The 15,410-nt window shown below is 69.6% G+C and carries 17 protein-coding genes; 7 read left to right on the top strand and 10 right to left on the bottom strand.

The window, feature by feature from the left end; all coding sequences use genetic code 11:
- Positions 1-46: 46 nt before the first annotated feature.
- Positions 47-1,387: a crotonyl-CoA carboxylase/reductase gene (gene ccrA / locus AORI_RS72815; protein WP_016336657.1), complete on the bottom strand. Its 1,341-nt coding sequence runs from the start codon at positions 1,385-1,387 to the stop codon at positions 47-49.
- Between the two features lie 243 nt (positions 1,388-1,630).
- Here ccrA and AORI_RS72810 point away from each other — a divergent pair, with 243 nt between their 5' ends.
- Together AORI_RS72810 and AORI_RS72805 are read left to right on the top strand one after the other, a co-directional pair.
- Positions 1,631-1,999, top strand: coding sequence for an SPW repeat protein (locus tag AORI_RS72810; RefSeq protein WP_043848339.1), 369 nt, complete (start codon positions 1,631-1,633; stop codon positions 1,997-1,999).
- A gap of 16 nt (positions 2,000-2,015) precedes the next feature.
- Positions 2,016-2,579 carry a TetR/AcrR family transcriptional regulator gene (locus AORI_RS72805; protein WP_016336654.1) on the top strand — a complete coding sequence of 188 codons (564 nt, stop codon included), beginning with the start codon at positions 2,016-2,018 and terminating at the stop codon, positions 2,577-2,579.
- On the opposite strand, the gene mce is transcribed toward AORI_RS72805, so the two are convergent.
- Positions 2,573-3,022, bottom strand: a complete 450-nt coding sequence (gene mce / locus AORI_RS72800) for a methylmalonyl-CoA epimerase (RefSeq protein ID WP_016336653.1) — start codon at positions 3,020-3,022, stop codon at positions 2,573-2,575. The genes AORI_RS72805 and mce overlap by 7 nt on opposite strands.
- Before the next feature lie 131 nt (positions 3,023-3,153).
- On the opposite strand from mce, the gene AORI_RS72795 reads away from it, so the two are divergent.
- Positions 3,154-4,335, top strand: a complete 1,182-nt coding sequence (locus AORI_RS72795) for an acetyl-CoA C-acetyltransferase (protein WP_016336652.1) — start codon at positions 3,154-3,156, stop codon at positions 4,333-4,335.
- Positions 4,336-4,340: 5 nt separating this feature from the next.
- Entirely contained in the window at positions 4,341-5,309 is a 969-nt protein-coding gene (gene meaB, locus AORI_RS72790; protein ID WP_016336651.1) for a methylmalonyl Co-A mutase-associated GTPase MeaB, read from the top strand.
- Between the two features lie 3 nt (positions 5,310-5,312).
- Here meaB and AORI_RS72785 read toward each other — a convergent pair whose 3' ends face one another.
- Complete coding sequence (locus AORI_RS72785; RefSeq protein ID WP_016336650.1) at positions 5,313-5,900, bottom strand: hypothetical protein; 588 nt, start codon at positions 5,898-5,900, stop codon at positions 5,313-5,315.
- Between the two features lie 146 nt (positions 5,901-6,046).
- Between AORI_RS72785 and AORI_RS72780 the strand changes: the two genes are divergently transcribed.
- Positions 6,047-6,727 (top strand): peptidylprolyl isomerase, encoded by a 681-nt coding sequence (locus AORI_RS72780; protein WP_046200033.1) that lies wholly within the window; start codon positions 6,047-6,049, stop codon positions 6,725-6,727.
- On the opposite strand, the gene pdxR is transcribed toward AORI_RS72780, so the two are convergent.
- Positions 6,724-8,103: a MocR-like pyridoxine biosynthesis transcription factor PdxR gene (gene pdxR / locus AORI_RS72775; RefSeq protein WP_016336648.1), complete on the bottom strand. Its 1,380-nt coding sequence runs from the start codon at positions 8,101-8,103 to the stop codon at positions 6,724-6,726. The two genes, AORI_RS72780 and pdxR, sit on opposite strands and share 4 nt — an antisense overlap.
- A gap of 46 nt (positions 8,104-8,149) precedes the next feature.
- Between pdxR and AORI_RS72770 the strand changes: the two genes are divergently transcribed.
- Both AORI_RS72770 and AORI_RS72765 read left to right on the top strand, forming a co-directional pair.
- A complete protein-coding gene (locus AORI_RS72770; RefSeq protein WP_016336647.1) occupies positions 8,150-8,614 on the top strand; it encodes a carboxymuconolactone decarboxylase family protein in 465 nt (154 codons plus the stop codon).
- On the top strand, positions 8,611-9,354 hold the full coding sequence (locus AORI_RS72765; protein WP_016336646.1) for an isocitrate lyase/PEP mutase family protein: 744 nt from the start codon (positions 8,611-8,613) through the stop codon (positions 9,352-9,354). The genes AORI_RS72770 and AORI_RS72765 overlap by 4 nt, the downstream gene beginning before the upstream one ends.
- Before the next feature lie 63 nt (positions 9,355-9,417).
- Here the strand turns inward: AORI_RS72765 and AORI_RS72760 are convergent, their stop codons facing one another.
- From AORI_RS72760 to AORI_RS72735, 6 genes are all read right to left on the bottom strand, one after another.
- Positions 9,418-11,046 (bottom strand): solute symporter family protein, encoded by a 1,629-nt coding sequence (locus AORI_RS72760; RefSeq protein ID WP_016336645.1) that lies wholly within the window; start codon positions 11,044-11,046, stop codon positions 9,418-9,420.
- The gene (locus tag AORI_RS72755; protein ID WP_016336644.1) at positions 11,043-11,384 is read right to left on the bottom strand and encodes a DUF485 domain-containing protein; all 342 of its coding nucleotides are present in this window, start codon (positions 11,382-11,384) and stop codon (positions 11,043-11,045) included. The genes AORI_RS72760 and AORI_RS72755 overlap by 4 nt, the downstream gene beginning before the upstream one ends.
- A gap of 67 nt (positions 11,385-11,451) precedes the next feature.
- Positions 11,452-13,185 (bottom strand): sodium/solute symporter, encoded by a 1,734-nt coding sequence (locus AORI_RS72750; RefSeq protein ID WP_016336643.1) that lies wholly within the window; start codon positions 13,183-13,185, stop codon positions 11,452-11,454.
- Complete coding sequence (locus AORI_RS72745) at positions 13,185-13,532, bottom strand: hypothetical protein (protein WP_016336642.1); 348 nt, start codon at positions 13,530-13,532, stop codon at positions 13,185-13,187. Before AORI_RS72745 ends, AORI_RS72750 begins: the two co-directional genes overlap by 1 nt.
- The gene (locus AORI_RS72740) at positions 13,529-14,299 is read right to left on the bottom strand and encodes a LytR/AlgR family response regulator transcription factor (protein WP_016336641.1); all 771 of its coding nucleotides are present in this window, start codon (positions 14,297-14,299) and stop codon (positions 13,529-13,531) included. The genes AORI_RS72745 and AORI_RS72740 overlap by 4 nt, the downstream gene beginning before the upstream one ends.
- The gene (locus AORI_RS72735) at positions 14,296-15,342 is read right to left on the bottom strand and encodes a sensor histidine kinase (RefSeq protein WP_016336640.1); all 1,047 of its coding nucleotides are present in this window, start codon (positions 15,340-15,342) and stop codon (positions 14,296-14,298) included. Before AORI_RS72735 ends, AORI_RS72740 begins: the two co-directional genes overlap by 4 nt.
- Between the last annotated feature and the right edge of the window lie 68 nt (positions 15,343-15,410).

The raw sequence follows: 15,410 nt of genomic DNA, 5'->3' as shown, positions 1-15,410 counted from the left end.
AGGGTGAGCACCCACGCAACGCGCGGCGAAAGCGCGTTCTGGCGCGCTAAACGTTCCGGAACGCGTTGATCCCGTCGATGTGCTTTTCGCGCAGCTCGTGGTTCCGGACGCCCAGACCTTCTTCCGGCGCAAGGGCGAGCACGCCGACCTTGCCCTGATGCGCGTTGCGGTGGACGTCCAGCGCGGCCTGCCCGGTGTCCTCGAGCGCGTAGGTCTTCGACAGCGTCGGGTGGATCAGACCTTTCGCGATCAGCCGGTTCGCCTCCCACGATTCGCGGTAATTCGCGAAGTGGCTGCCGATGATCCGCTTCAGGTTCATCCACAGATACCGGTTGTCGTACTGGTGCATGTAGCCCGACGTCGACGCACACGTGACGATCGTGCCGCCCTTGCGAGCGGCGTAGACGGAAGCGCCGAAGGTTTCGCGGCCCGGGTGCTCGAAGACGATGTCCGGGTCCTCGCCGCCGGTCAGCTCGCGGATCTTCTTGCCGAACCGCTGCCACTCCTTCGGGTCCTGGTTGTGCTCGTCCTTCCAGAACTTGTAGCCCTCGGCGTTGCGGTCGATGATCAGCTCCGCGCCGAGCTTCCGGCAGATCTCCGCCTTTTCGGGGCTGGAGACCACGCACACCGGGATGGCGCCGCCGTTGAGCGCGTACTGCGTCGCGTAGGAGCCGAGGCCGCCCGAAGCGCCCCAGATCAGCACGATGTCGCCCTGCTTCATGTCGGCGCCGTTGCGCGACACGAGCTGACGGTAGGCCGTGGAGTTCACCAGGCCGGGGGAGGCGGCCTCTTCCCAGGTGAGGTGGTCCGGCTTCGGCATCAGCTGGTTCGACTTCACGAGCGCGATCTCGGCGAGCCCGCCGAAGTTCGTCTCGAAACCCCAGATCCGCTGCTCGGAGTCGAGCATCGTGTCGTTGTGCCCGTCCGGGCCTTCGAGTTCCACGTTGAGGCAGTGCGCGACGACCTCGTCGCCCGGCTTCCAGTTGTGCACGCCGGGCCCGGTGCGCAGCACGACGCCGGACAGGTCCGAGCCGACGACGTGATAGGGCAGGTCATGGCGCTTCGACAGCGGCGAGAGCCGCCCGTAGCGCTCCAGGAACTTGAACGTCGACACCGGTTCGAAGATCGAGGTCCAGACGGTGTTGTAGTTGATCGCGCTCGCCATGACCGCGACCAGCGCCTCGCCAGGGCCGAGCTCCGGCACCGGGACCTCGTCCACGTGCAGCGACTTGCGCGGGTCCTTGTCCCGGCTTTCGAGGCCTTCGAACATGTCGGCCTCGTCCTTGTGCACGGTCACCCCGCGATAGGTCTCCGGCACGTCGAGCGACGCCACGGCGCCGAGGTCATCGTTCAGAATGGCCTGCTGGATCTCGCCGAGCTGCGACATCGAAACCTCCGCGAATGGGGGGACGGCGTTTGGCGGCACTGCGCCGATGTGGGCTCACCGGCAAAGAGTGGTTCGCCCAAATTACTCATCGGTAACCAAGTCCACAACTGTACGAGACGTGGAGCACGTACACATCCCGAAGCGTTATCGACCGGTCTTGACCGGCCGGCCAACCAAGCGGACCATCGGACGTGGAGATCTCTCCGACCTGCAGGTTCAGCCGATATTCGGAGGTGAGCACGCATGAATGAACCCACGACGCGCCCTTGGAGCCGTCCCCATGACTGGGTGGAGGTGGTCATCGGTGTCGTGGTCGCGCTTTCACCCCTCTGGATGACCACGGACAACACCGCCATGTGGACGCTCGTCGTCCTCGGCGCACTGATCGCCCTCGACGGTCTCGCGTCGCTTGCGATGCCTGGCATGGTCTACGGCGAAGGCATCCAGATCGTCTTGGGCGCGCTGCTGTTCATTTCGCCCTGGGTGATGGGATACGCCGACTTCATGGGCGCGTCCTGGACCGCTTGGATCGGTGGCGTCCTGACCGTGGTGGCCGGGGCGGCGGCGATGCCGATCGCCCAGGCGACGCACAAGACGGCGGGACAGCACTGACCCGGGAGGGAACGGCGTGAAAGAGGATTCGGCGAAACAGCGCATCCTGCGAGCCGCGGAGGCGCTCTTCGCCGAATCCGGTTTCGACGCCACGCCCACTTCGCGGATCGCGGAGCGGGCGGGCGTGCCGAAAGGCCTCGTGCACTACTACTTCCGGCGCAAGTCGGATCTGCTGGCCGCGCTGGTCGCCGAACTGCCCGACGCCCGGATCGAGCCGGCCGTCGTGGTGGTTCCCGGCGACCTCGCGGGCAGCCTGCGCGGCCTCGTCGTGGAACTCGACAGGCGGTTCAACCGGTCGCTGGCGCTCTCACACCTGCTTTGGCGGGAGGCCGACACGCACCGCGCGGTCCGCGACGCGCTGGCCGAACGGTTCCAGCAACTCGTCCGGCAGGTGAAGGCGGTGATCGTCGCCGCGACCGGCGGCAAGGTGGCGACCGCCGACGTCGATTCGGCGTCGGGACTGCTCGCGCGGGCGGTCAGCCACCGTCACGCGACGGCACGGCACACCGAGGACGGGGACCCCGCCGAGATCGACCGCGAGGTCCTCTTCATCGCTTCGGCGTTGACGCGTGGTCAGTGACCGTCCTTCGCGGGCTCGACCAGTTCCACCAGCACCCCGCCGGCGTCCTTGGGGTGGACGAAGTTCACCCGGCTGTTGGACGTGCCGCGCTTCGCCTCGGCGTAGAGCAGCCGAAGTCCTTGCGCGCGCAGAGCCTCGGCGGCGGCGTCCACATCGGACACTCGATATGCCAGCTGCTGCAGCCCGGGCCCGCTCTTCGCGAGGAACTTGCCGATCGCGGAATCCTCGCGCAGCGGCGCGAGGAGCTGGATCGCGGTCTCGGTCCCGGCGGTGCCCGGCGCGCGCAGCATCGCCTCACGGACACCCTGCTCCTCGTTGATCTCCTCGTGCGCGACCTCCAGGCCGAAATGCTCGGCGTGGAAGGCGATCGCGGCGTCGAGATCGGGTACCGCGATGCCGACGTGGTCGATGGCCGTCACGAACGGTTTCAGCGCCTGGTTCATGCAGAGCAGGATAGGTGCGCGGGCGGGCGGACCGGCGTGCGCCGCCTCACACTGGCTCCATCAAGAGGCCCGTGACCCGGGTATGGTCGCGAAGACCCCCTTTGCCCTTGCGCCGATGCTTGGAGGACGCCGTGTCCGGTTCCGTGATCCTGGGTGCCGCCCGTACACCGATCGGGCGATTGCTCGGTTCCCTGAAGGATTTCTCGGGCGCGCAACTCGGCGGCTTCGCCATCAAGGCGGCGCTGGAGCAGGCCGGTGTCTCGCCGGACGCGGTCCAGTACACGATCATGGGCCAGGTGCTCACCGCGGGCGCGGGCCAGATCCCCGCCCGCCAGGCCGCGGTCGCCGCCGGCATCCCGATGAGCGTCCCGGCGCTGACCATCAACAAGGTCTGCCTCTCCGGTCTCGACGCCATCGCGCTGGCCGACCAGCTCATCCGCGCGGGTGAGTTCGACCTGATCGTGGCCGGTGGCCAGGAGTCGATGACCCAGTCGCCGCATCTGCTGCCGAAGTCCCGCTCCGGGTTCAAGTACGGCGACACGACGCTCGTCGACCACATGGCCTACGACGGCCTGTTCTGCGCCTTCGACCAGGTCGCGATGGGCTCGTCGACGGAGAAGTACAACAGCCGCTACGGGATCACCCGCGAGCAGCAGGACGAGTTCTCCGCGCGGTCGCACCAGCGCGCCGCCGCGGCCATCGCCGAGGGCCGCTTCGACGCCGAGATCGCGCCGGTGTCGATCCCGCAGCGCAAGGGCGACCCGGTCGTCTTCTCGCAGGACGAAGGCGTTCGCGCCGACACCACCGCCGAGGGCCTCGCGAAGCTGCGTCCCGCCTTCGCCTCCGACGGCACCATCACCGCCGGTTCGGCTTCGCAGATCTCCGACGGGGCGGCCGCGGTCATCGTCGCGAGCAAGGCCAAGGCCGAGGAGCTGGGCCTGACCCCGCTCGCCGAGATCGGCGCGCACGGTGTGGTCGCCGGTCCGGACGCCAGCCTGCACGAGCAGCCGTCGAACGCGATCCTGGCCGCGCTGGCCAAGGAGAAGCTGACCGCGGACGCGCTCGACCTCGTCGAGATCAACGAGGCCTTCGCCGCCGTCGGCCTGGTTTCGGCCGACAAGCTCGGGCTCGACCCGGAGAAGGTGAACGTCGACGGTGGCGCCATCGCCCTCGGTCACCCGATCGGCGCGTCCGGCGCGCGGCTCGCCGTGCACCTGGTCCACGAACTCCGCCGTCGCGGCGGCGGCCTCGGCGCGGCCGCCCTCTGCGGTGGTGGCGGCCAGGGCGACGCGCTGCTCATCCGCGTCCCGTAAAGCCCTTGCCGGTACAGCTGGACATCGACGAACTGGTCGGTCGCGCGCGGGACGGCGTCCCCCGCGCGATCGCCCGGTTGCTGTCGCTGGTCGAGGACGCCCATCCGCGGTTGCCCGAAGTCGCGGCGAAGCTGACGCCGCACACCGGCAACGCGCGGGTCGTCGGCCTGACCGGGCCGCCCGGTGTCGGTAAGTCGACATCGACTTCGGCGCTGCTCACGGCATTGCGGGCGAAAGGCCTGCGCGTCGGCGTGCTGGCGATCGACCCGTCGTCGCCGTTCTCCGGCGGCGCTTTGCTCGGCGACCGGATCCGGATGACCGAACACGCCACCGATCCCGGCGTGTTCATCCGGTCGATGGCCACGCGCGGCCACCTCGGCGGGCTGTCGTGGGCGACGCCGCAGGCCGTCCGGGTGCTCGACGCGGCCGGATTCGACGTCGTGCTGATCGAGACCGTCGGCGTCGGTCAGTCCGAAGTGGACGTCGTGAAACTGGCCGACACCACGGTGGTCCTGCTCGCGCCGGGAATGGGCGACGGGATCCAGGCGGCCAAGGCGGGCGTGCTGGAGATCGCGGACGTGTTCGTGGTCAACAAGGCCGACCGCGAGGGCGCGGACGCGACCGTGCACGACCTCAAGCAGATGATCTCTTTGGTGCGCCGGGAGATCCGCGGTCCGAGCTGGCGTCAGCCGATCGTGCGAACGGTGGCCTCGCGCGGCGAAGGCGTCGAGGACGTGGTCCAGGCGTTGGACGAACACCACGATTGGCTGGTCCGGCGCGAAGAACTGCCCCGCCGTCGTGCGGCGCGGGCCCGGGACGAGGTCGAGGCGATCGCCGTGCAGCGGTTGCGCGCGGAACTCGTCGACCTGCGTTCCGGGGACCGGCTCGCCGAACTGGCCGAACTCGTGGTCGCGCGGAAACTCGACCCGTTCGCGGCGGCCGAAGAACTCATCGCGGACCTTCGCGGCTCGTGAGGATCAGAACTCGACGTACATCTTGATGTCGCCGAAGTCGCTGTCGAGATTGTCCAGATGGGCGATCGCGTCCTCTTTCCAGACTTCGAGCTGGTTCGTCTCGCCGTACGTGAGCTCTTCGCCGTCGGCCACCTTGTGGGCGTACTTCGTGATCGTGACGGTCTGGCCCCGGCAGAACTCCACGCGTTCCAGGAACCTGTCCGCCATGTCGGGATCGAAGACGCGGCCCATCCGGACGTAACCGTTGTTGATGTGCTCCTCGCAGTAGAAGTGCGCCGCGGCCGAGGCGATCCACTCGGTCAGCGTCGGTTCGCGGGGCGGCCACTTCTCCCGGACGTGCGACTTGATCTCCCTGGCGAGGCGGATGACGCGGCGCCGTTCGAGGTCGCTGAGCCCGTCCTCCTTGCGGAAGTCGAGGATCATGTCGTCGACGACCTTGGCGAGCCTGAGCATGCGCGGTTTGTCGAGTTCGGCCGGCTTCTCCGGCGGCAGCCCCGCCATGACCCGCTCGTGTACGAGGACGTACTGCGTGTACGCGTACAGGAAGGTCAGGGCGTTCAGCTGCCATTGGTGTCGTTCGGCGATCTCCACGGCTTCGACCCTAACCGCGGACCTACTTCCGGACCTGTGTGAGCGCCGGGGATTCACCCTATGCTCTCTTCTTCGTCCACGGCTGGGAGGCAGGAACCGTGCAGAGGATCGCGAAGGTCTTTGTGGCAGTGCTGGGAGCCGGGCTGATGCTCGCGGCAGGCACTGGAACGGCGTCGGCGGAAGGCGCGCCGCCGAAGGTCACGAAGGGGCCGTGCCAGTACACGCAGACGCCGGACGAGCCGGCCGCGCGCCCGGTCCCGCTGCCGCCGGATCCCCGTCGCACGCCGGACCGGGGCAAGGTCCCGGTGCAGCTGAAGACGAACCAGGGCAACATCGATCTCACCCTCGATCGGGCGAAGGCGCCCTGCACCGTGCAGAGCTTCCTGCACCTGGCGAAGCACCGCTTCTACGACCGCACGACGTGTCACCGGCTGACCGCGTACCCGACGTTGAAGGTGCTGCAGTGCGGTGACCCGAGCGGCACCGGCGAGGGCGGCCCCGGCTACAAGTACAAGGACGAGCTGCCCGTCGGGCTGCCGCCCGCGCCGACCGACCCGACCGGCGCGCGCAAGGTGTATTCGCGCGGTGTCCTCGCGATGGCCAACGCGGGCCCGGCGACGAACGGGAGCCAGTTCTTCGTGGTGTACGGCGACTCCGCGCTGCGGCCGAACTACACGATCTTCGGCACCGTCGGTCACGAAGGTCTCGAAACCCTCGACGACGTCGCCGCCGGCGGCATCAAGCCGACTCCGGAGAACCCCGCCCCGGTCGACGGCGCCCCGGTGCTGAAGACCGACATCCTCCGGGCGCGTGCCTGGTTCTGCTAGGTGACCTCGAAGATGGCCTCGCGCAAGGCCTGGGTGGCGCCGCCGAAAGCGTGCTTCGCGGCGGCGCCGTACCCGATGATGAGCCCTTCGCGTTGCGGCTCGCCGATCCAGTAGCCGCTGAGCCCTTCGAGCCCGATCGCGCGACGGCGGCAGGCGGCCAGCACCTCCATCTCCCGGGGAAGGTCGCCGGGGAATTGGAGCACCAAGTGCAGCCCGGCGGAGATCCCTTGCGGCAGCACGGAATCCGGTAAGGCCGCGAGCAGTTTGTCGCGCCGGGACCGGTATTCGATGCGGCAGCGGCGGATGTGCTGGTCGTACGCGCCGGATTCGATCAGTTCGGCCATCGCCAGCTGATCCAGCAGCGCGGGCCGTGCCCCACTCTCGGCCAGCGCCGTGCGTACCGGTTCGACCAGGAAGCGCGGCAGCACCATCCATCCCAGACGTAGCGACGGCGCGAGCGTCTTGCTCGTCGTGCCCACGTACACGACCCGTTCCGGTGCCAGTGCCTGCAGCGCGCCGACCTGCTGGTGGTCGAACCGGAACTCGCCGTCGTAGTCGTCCTCGATGACGACGGCGCCGGTCTCCTCCGCCCATCGGGTGAGTTCGGCCCGGCGCCCCGGAGCGAGCGTGACACCCAGCGGGTACTGGTGCGCCGGGGTGACCACCACCGCTGGACTGTCCAAAGAGGACACCGTGATCCCGTGGTCGTCGACGGGGACGCCGACCACGCGGGGACCGTTGGCGGCGGAGATGTTCCGGTAGATGTGCAGCGACGGGTTCTCGAACGCGATCTCGTCCGCGCCGCGCGCGTGCAGGACCCGCGCCAGGATCGCGATCGCGTGCGAGAACCCGGAGCACACCAGGATCCTCGCGGGGTCGGCGATCACGCCGCGGCTGCGCGCGAGGTACGCGGCGAGCGTCTCCCGCAGTTCCGCCGCACCCGACTCGGCCGTGTAGTCGAACGCCGTCATCGGTGCCCGGTGCAGTGCCCGCCGGGTCGCCGCGAGCCAGGCGGCGCGGGGGAACGCGGACAGGTTCGGCCTGCCGGGGCGCAGGTCCCAGCGCGGCGCCGGGGCGCGGGGGACGGGCCTCGGCGCCGACGCGGGCAGCGCGCCCGCCGTCGCGACGCGGGTCGGCGCGCCCTGCGCCGTCCGCAGGTAACCCTCGGCGGCGAGATCGGCGTAGACGCGGGTGACCGTTCCCCTGGCGACGCCGAGGTCCTGCGCCAGCGCCCTGGTCGAGGGCACCGCGGCCCCCGCCTGCCAGCGCCCTTCCCGGATGGCCGCGCGGATCGCCGTCGCGAGCCCGGTCCGGCCGCTTTCGGGACGCCAGTCCAGGTGGACGTCTATTCCCGAACTGGACCACGAATCTGCCATGACACTGGACCATACTCGTGGGCCAGTCGTCGCTAGATTCGCAGTCATGACCGAGCGAATCCACGTGGGCAAACGAGTGCCCGAGATCTACCAGGCCATGGCGAAGCTCCAGGCCGAAGTCGAAAAGGCCGCCGCCAACGCCGGTGTCGACCAGAAGATCCTCGAACTGGTGAAGATGCGCTCTTCGCAGATCAACCACTGCGCGTTCTGCCTCGACATGCACTCCCACGACGCGTTGCAGATGGGCGAGTCGCCGCGGCGGCTGTTCGTGCTGCAGGGCTGGCGGGAGACCGAACTGTTCACCGAACAGGAGCGCGCCGCGCTCGCGCTCACCGAGGCGATCACGAACGTCGCGACCCTGCACGACGTCCCGGACGACGTCTACGAAGAGGCCACCCGCGTCTTCACCGAGGAGCAGTACCGCGCGATCGTCTGGGAGGCCATCGCGATCAACAGCTGGAACCGGATGTGCGTGACCAGCCACGCGCCGCTGCCCGAGCGCGCCGAATGACCGCGGCGCGACTGCGGGAGCTGCACGTCGCGGGCGAGCCGCTCCTCCTGCCGAACGCGTGGGACGCCGACAGCGCGCGTCTCGTGGAGGCCGCCGGGTTCCCGGTCGTGGCGACGAGTTCCTTCGCCGTGGCCAAGGTCCTCGGATACGAGGACGGGGAGGACGCGCCCGCCGACGAGATGTTCGCGGCGGCCGCGAGGATCGCGCGGGCGGTCTCGGTGCCGGTGACCGTCGACGCGGAAGGCGGATACGGCCTCGAAGCGGGAGAACTCGCGGCGAGGCTGGCCGAGGTGGGCGCCGTCGGCTGCAACTACGAGGACACCGACCACGCCTCGGGCGGGGTGCGCCCGCTCGAGGCACAGGCGGGACGGGTCGCGGAGTTGCGCGAGGCCGCCGGGGACGCGCTGGTGATCAACGCCCGCGTCGACGTCTTCCTCGGCGCGTCCGACGAGCGGGCCGTGCTGGACGACGCCATCTTGCGGGCCAAGGCGTATCTGGAGGCCGGCGCGGACTGCGTCTACCCGATCATGGTGAAGTCGCCGGAAGTGCTGGGCGAGTTCGTGAAGGCGGTGGCACCGGGGGCGGTCAACGCCGCTCCGATGCCTTCGGGCCCCGATCTCTCCGCGCTCGCCACACTGGGGGTGGCGCGGATCTCGCTGGGCACCGGGCTGTGGAAGTCGGCCAGGGCCGACCTCCGCGCGAAGCTGGCCGAACTGACGGCGGGGAAACTGCCGTACTGAGGGGAATGGGAACCGGGACGGTGCGGCCGGGGGCGTTGGATGCCGGCCGCACCGTCCCGGCGATCAGTGGGCGACAGCCTTCTCGGCGCCCGCTCCGGTGAGCGACCGGACCTCCATCTCGGCGTACTTCTTCTGGTTGTGCTCCTTGGACAGCACCGTCCCGAGCCAGCCGAGGAAGAACGCCACGGGGATCGAGACGAGACCCGGGTTGTCCAGCGGGAACCAGTGGAAGTCGACACCCTGGATCATCGACGCGCTCTTGCCGGTCTTCGGGTCGACCGGCTTCCCCGAGACCGCGGGCGAGAACACGATCAGCACGATGCAGACCGCGAGACCGCCGTAGATGCTCCACAGCGCGCCTTGGGTGTTGAACCGCTTCCAGAACAGCGAGTAGAGGATGGTCGGCAGGTTCGCCGACGCCGCCACCGCGAACGCGAGCGCCACCAGGAACGCGATGTTCTGCCCGTTGGCGAGGATGCCGCCGAGGATCGCGACCGCGCCGATCACCAGCGCGGTGATCCGGGCGACCTTCACCTCCGAGGCCGGGCTCGCCTTGCCCTTCTTGATCACGTTGGCGTAGACGTCGTGCGCGAACGACGCCGACGCGGTGATCGTCAGGCCCGCGACCACGGCGAGGATCGTCGCGAACGCGATCGCCGCGATCAGGCCGAGCAGGATCGGGCCGCCGAGTTCGAGCGCCAGCAGCGGGGCGGCCGAGTTCACGCCACCGGGCGCGGCCTTGATCTTGTCCGCGCCGACCAGCGCGCCCGCCCCGTAGCCGAGCACCAGGGTGAAGAGGTAGAAGACGCCGATCAAGGCGATCGCCCACACCACGGAACGACGGGCTTCCTTCGCCGTCGGCACGGTGTAGAAGCGCATCAGGACGTGCGGCAGGCCCGCGGTACCGAGCACCAGCGCGATGCCCAGCGACAGGAAGTCGAGCTTCGTCGTGCCGGTCTTGCCGTACTGGTTGCCCGGCCCGAGCAGCGCCTCACCGGCCTTGCCCGCCTTGTCCACGGCGCCCTGCAGCAGCGCGGAAAGGTTGAAGCCGTACATGCCCAGCACCCACAGCGTCATCGCCAGCGCGCCGGCGATGAGCAGCGCCGCCTTGATGATCTGGACCCAGGTGGTGCCCTTCATCCCGCCGATGAGCACGTAGGCGATCATGATGATGCCGACGATCACGATGATCGCGGCCTGCCCGGCCTTGCTCTCGATCCCGAGCAGCAACGCGACGAGGCCACCGGCACCCGCCATCTGCGCGAGCAGGTAGAAGAACGAGACGGCCAGGGTGGACGTCGCCGCCGCGGCCCGCACCGGGCGCTGCTTCATGCGGAGCGCCAGCACGTCGCCCATGGTGAACTTGCCGGTGTTGCGCAGCAGTTCCGCGACCAGCAGCAAGGCGACCAGCCACGCCACCAGGAAGCCGATGGAGTAAAGGAAACCGTCGTAGCCGTAGATGGCGATGGCGCCCGCGATCCCGAGGAACGACGCGGCGGACAGGTAGTCGCCCGCGATGGCGACGCCATTCTGCGGGCCGGTGAACGCGCGGCCGGCGGCGTAGTAGTCCGAAGCGGTCTTCGTGTTGCGGCTCGCCCGGAACACGACGAAGAGCGTGACCACCACGAACAGGCCGAAGATGGTGATGTTGAGTACGGGGCTGCTGCCCTCGACTCCGGCGGCGAGGTTCATTTGGCCTCACTCTCGATGTCTGTGCGGATCTTCTCCGCGATGGGGTCGAGTTTCTTGTTCGCGTAGCGGACGTAGAGCCCCGTGATCACGAACGTCGAAACGAACTGCAGCAGACCGAAGACCAGGCCGACGGTGATGTTGCCGACCAGCTTCGTGCTCATGAAGCCGTGCGCGTAGTCGGCGAGCAGCACGTAGAGCAGGTACCAGAGAAGGAACAACGCCGAGACGGGGAAGACGAACCGGCGCAACCGAGCCCGCAGTTCCTTGAACTCCGCGCTGTCATGGGCTTTGTCCCAGTCCGTGTCCGGCGGACTGGGAGCGTTCGTTTCGGTACTCATCGTGCTCTCCTCGCACCGCGAATGTGTTCCGCGACACGTTAAGGAGAGGTCAAGGAGACCGGAACCTTCAGCGGTTCGAACGCCTGCCGAGACGACGAACGGTCGACGAACGGTAGTCCGACCACGACGAGGGGGTTTCGGCTGTGCGATCGTCCAAATGCAGCCGCAGCATGGCGGCCGTGGACCAGGCGGGAGGCCTGCCCCGCCAGGAAACCACGATCATTACTCCGAATGCCAGCGGAACCGACCAGGGAGCGGGCTGCGACACCAGGATCGCGGGCAGACCGCTCAGGCTGGGCACGAAAAGAGCCACCAGGATCGAGCCCGAAGACGCGACGAGCCCGGCGAGGACACCGCTGATCGCGCCCGCGGCGGTGAGCCGGTTCCACCAGATGCCGAGCACCAGCAACGGGCAGAATGTCGACGCGGCCACGGTGAAACCCCAGGTGACGAGGACGCCCGCGTCCAATCTGGCCGACGGCAGCGCGAGCAGGACCATCACCGCCGCCGCCCCGAGCACCGACCACCGCAGCCTCCGCAGGCCGCCGGGCGCGAGGTCGTGTGCGACCGCGCCCGAGATCACCAGCAACAACCCGAGCGACGTCGCCAGGAACGCGGCGAACGCGCCCGCTGTCAGCAGACCGGTGAACAGAGACCCTGCCCAGCCGTCGTCGATCTGCGCCGGCAACGCGACGACGACCGTGTCCGTCGCCCCGGAGACGTACAGTTCGGGCACCAGCACCCGGCCGAAAACGCCGTAAACCCCTGGGAACAGGTAGAAGACGCCGAGCAGGGCGACGGTGATCGCCGCGGTCCGCCGGGCGGCGCGGCCGTCCGGGCTGGTGTGGAAGCGCATCAGAACGTGCGGCAGGCCCATCGTGCCGAGCATGGTGGCGATCAGGATCGCCCACGTGCCGAGCAGCGGATAGCCCTGGTCGCCGAGGTCGAGCAGCGGCCGTTGCCAGTCCGGCCCGCCCAGCGGGGCGCCGCCCCGGACGGCGGGAACCGGGGTCCCCTCGGCGAATTCCAGGGTCTCGCCGCTCCTGGCCACCAGCTCACCCGGTGGTACGACGTGCTTCTCCGGAGTGAGCAGGGTGGTCGGCTCGCGCAGGGTGAGCGTCACGTCGATCTCGAAGGACAGCTGGGTGTCGCGGGCGAAGTGGGTGAATTCCACCGGATGCACCGAAGCCGACCGCTGTTCCGGGGAGACCTGGGAGACCAGCCAGATCGCGGGGACGATGAACAGCAGCAGTTTCAGCACGAACTGGAAGGCCTGGACGTAGGTCGCCGCGCGCATCCCGCCGAGCGCCAGTGTCGCGCTGACGGCGGTGCCCGCGATGACGACGCCGACCCAGTACGGCGTCCCGCCGACCGCGGTCAGCACGAGCCCGGCGGTGCGGAATTGCGGGACCAGATAGAGGGTTCCGATCACGAGGACGACCACGGCGGCGAGGCGGCGCAGCGCGGGGGAGGCGAGCCGCGCTTCGGCGAAGTCCGGGACGGTGAGCGCGCCGGAACGCCGCATCGGCGCCGCGACGAGCACCAGCATCGCGATGTACCCGGCGGTGAAGCCGACCGGATACCAGAGCGCGCCGATACCGTCCTTCACCACCAGCCCGGCCACACCGAGGAACGACGCCGCGGACAGGTACTCGCCGGAGACCGCGGCGGAGTTGACCAGCGGCGAGATCCGGCGCGAGGCGACGAGGAAATCCGACGTCGTGCGCATGGCCGCGACGCCGCGCAACCCGATCAGCAGGGTGACCAGCACGACCGGGGCCACCGAGAGCGCCGCGACCACTATTCGTCCTCGATCTTTTCCGCCCGGCGCAGTTGCCACCACGACAGCAGTGCCATGGCCGGGTACGGGAGGATCGCGATCATCAGCCAGGACAGCGGGATACCCAGCAGCCGCACCGAATCCAGCCCGGGGAACAACCCGAACACCAGCGGGAGCCCGAAGACCAGCCCGAACATCCCGGCCAGCGCGGGGAGCCCGCGGCGGCGCTGGGCCCGGTACAGCGCGTCCGCGCGTTCGGCGTCGCCCGCGGCCAGCCGGGGGACCCGCCACCGTCCGCGCGAACGGCGCCGCGAATGCGCGAGCCGGGTCTGCGGGCTGGTGACGGCGACCCGTTTGACGCGGCTCACGGGCGGCCGCCCCGGCCGAGTTCGCCGCGTTGCGCGGCGGCGAGCAGCCGGTCCCGCAGGTCGCGCGCGTGGCGGCGGCTCACCGGCACGTCACCCGCCTCCGTATGCGCCAGCAGCCCGCCGGTGGTGTCGCTGCGCAGTTCGAGCACCGCGTCCACGGCGAGCAGGAATCCCCGATGCACGCGGGTGAATCCTGTTCCCTCCCAATACTCTTCGAGCCGGGAGATGGGCATCCGCGTGACATGCACGCCGGATTTCGTGTGCAGCCGGACGTAATCGCCGTGCGCCTCGACGAACTGGACGTCGTCGCGCCGGACGTACCGGGTGCGCCCGCCGGATTCCACCGGCAGCGCGGACATCGCGTCCGGGGCGGGTTTCGGCTCGTCGGGCTGGTTGCCCGCCATCCGGACCACTTTGGACAGTGCGGCGGACAGCCGTTCCGCGCGGACCGGTTTGAGCAGGTAGTCGACCGCGCCGATACCGTACGCGGCCACGGCGTGCCCGTCGTGCGCGGTGACGAACACGATCACCGGCGGTTCGTTGAGCCGCGCCAGCAGGGACGCGAGCTCGAGCCCGTCGAGGCCGGGCATGGAGATGTCGAGGAAAACGGCGTCGAAATGACTGCCCTGCAACAGCTTGAGCGCGTTGACCGCGTCGCCGGCGGCGACCACCTCGGCGACTTCGGGGGCCTCGCGCAGCAGACTGCACAGCTCGTCGAGGGCGGGCGGGACGTCGTCGACCGCCAGCACCCGCAGCCCGTTCGTCACGGCAGCACCCCCGGCTGGAATCGGGGCACCCGCACCACGACCCTGGTGCCCGCGCCGGTCTCGGTCTCGACCGTCAGGCCGTACCAGGGCCCGTAGACGCTGCGCAGCCGCCTGTCCACATTGGCCAGTCCGACGCCGCCGTCGTCGCCACGCCCGGCCAGGATCGCCGCCGCGCGGGCGGGGTCCATGCCGACACCGTCGTCCTCGACGCTGATCACGCAGTCGTTCCCTTCCGCCATTCCCTGAACCTGGATGAACCCCGCCTCGGCGCGTGGCTCGATCCCGTGCCGGATCGCGTTCTCCACCAACGGTTCCAGCACGAGGTACGGCACCGCGACGGCCAGCACCTCCGGCGCGACGCGCACCTGCACGCGTAGTCGTTCGCCGAGCACGGCACGCTGCAACGCCAAGTACGTCTCGATGGCGCGGAACTCCTCGGCGACCATCGTGTACTCGCCGTGCCGCGCGAGGCTGTAGCGCGTGTACTCGGCGAAATCGAGCATCAGGTCGCGGGCGCGGTCCGGGTCGGAGCGGACCAGTGAGGAGATCACGGTGAGCGCGTTGTAGACGAAATGCGGCGAGATCTCGGCGCGCAGCGCCCGCAGCTCCGCCTCCGCGGCCTGCTCGGCGGAGGCCTCCAGCCTGCCGCGTTCGAGCGCGTGGACGACCAGCTCGGCGGCCTGGCGGGCGACGGCGTTCGTGGTTTCGGTGACCAGGAGGACGCCGGCCAGTTCGTCGTGGACGTGCAGGGGCAGCGCCAGCAGTCCGGGCTCGGACACCGGCGTCTCGGAGTGGAGGACCTCGTCGAGCGCCGCGATCACGACGTCGTCGGCGGCCGGTCTGCCCGACCAGAGCAGCGAGCCGGAGAGGTCGGTCAGCCCGAGGCCGGGAACGCCGAACAGCCGTCGGAGGCCGTGCGCCGCGTGGCGGGCGCGGGGCCCGGCGAGGCCGTCCATGAGATCGTCGGAGACGCGCTGGGCGGCGGCGAGCACCGGCACCGGATCCGCGCTCGCGGCGGGATGCCAGGGCAGACGGGTGGTCATCCGGCCTCCTCCACGACGTCGGGGCCTAGATCCTAACGTCGGTGCGTGGTTTCGCCGGTTACGCTCCG

Source organism: Amycolatopsis keratiniphila, assembly GCF_000400635.2.
In the GTDB taxonomy this organism is placed as follows: Bacteria; Actinomycetota; Actinomycetes; order Mycobacteriales; family Pseudonocardiaceae; genus Amycolatopsis; species Amycolatopsis keratiniphila.
This window is presented reverse-complemented; position numbering and strand designations above follow the sequence as displayed.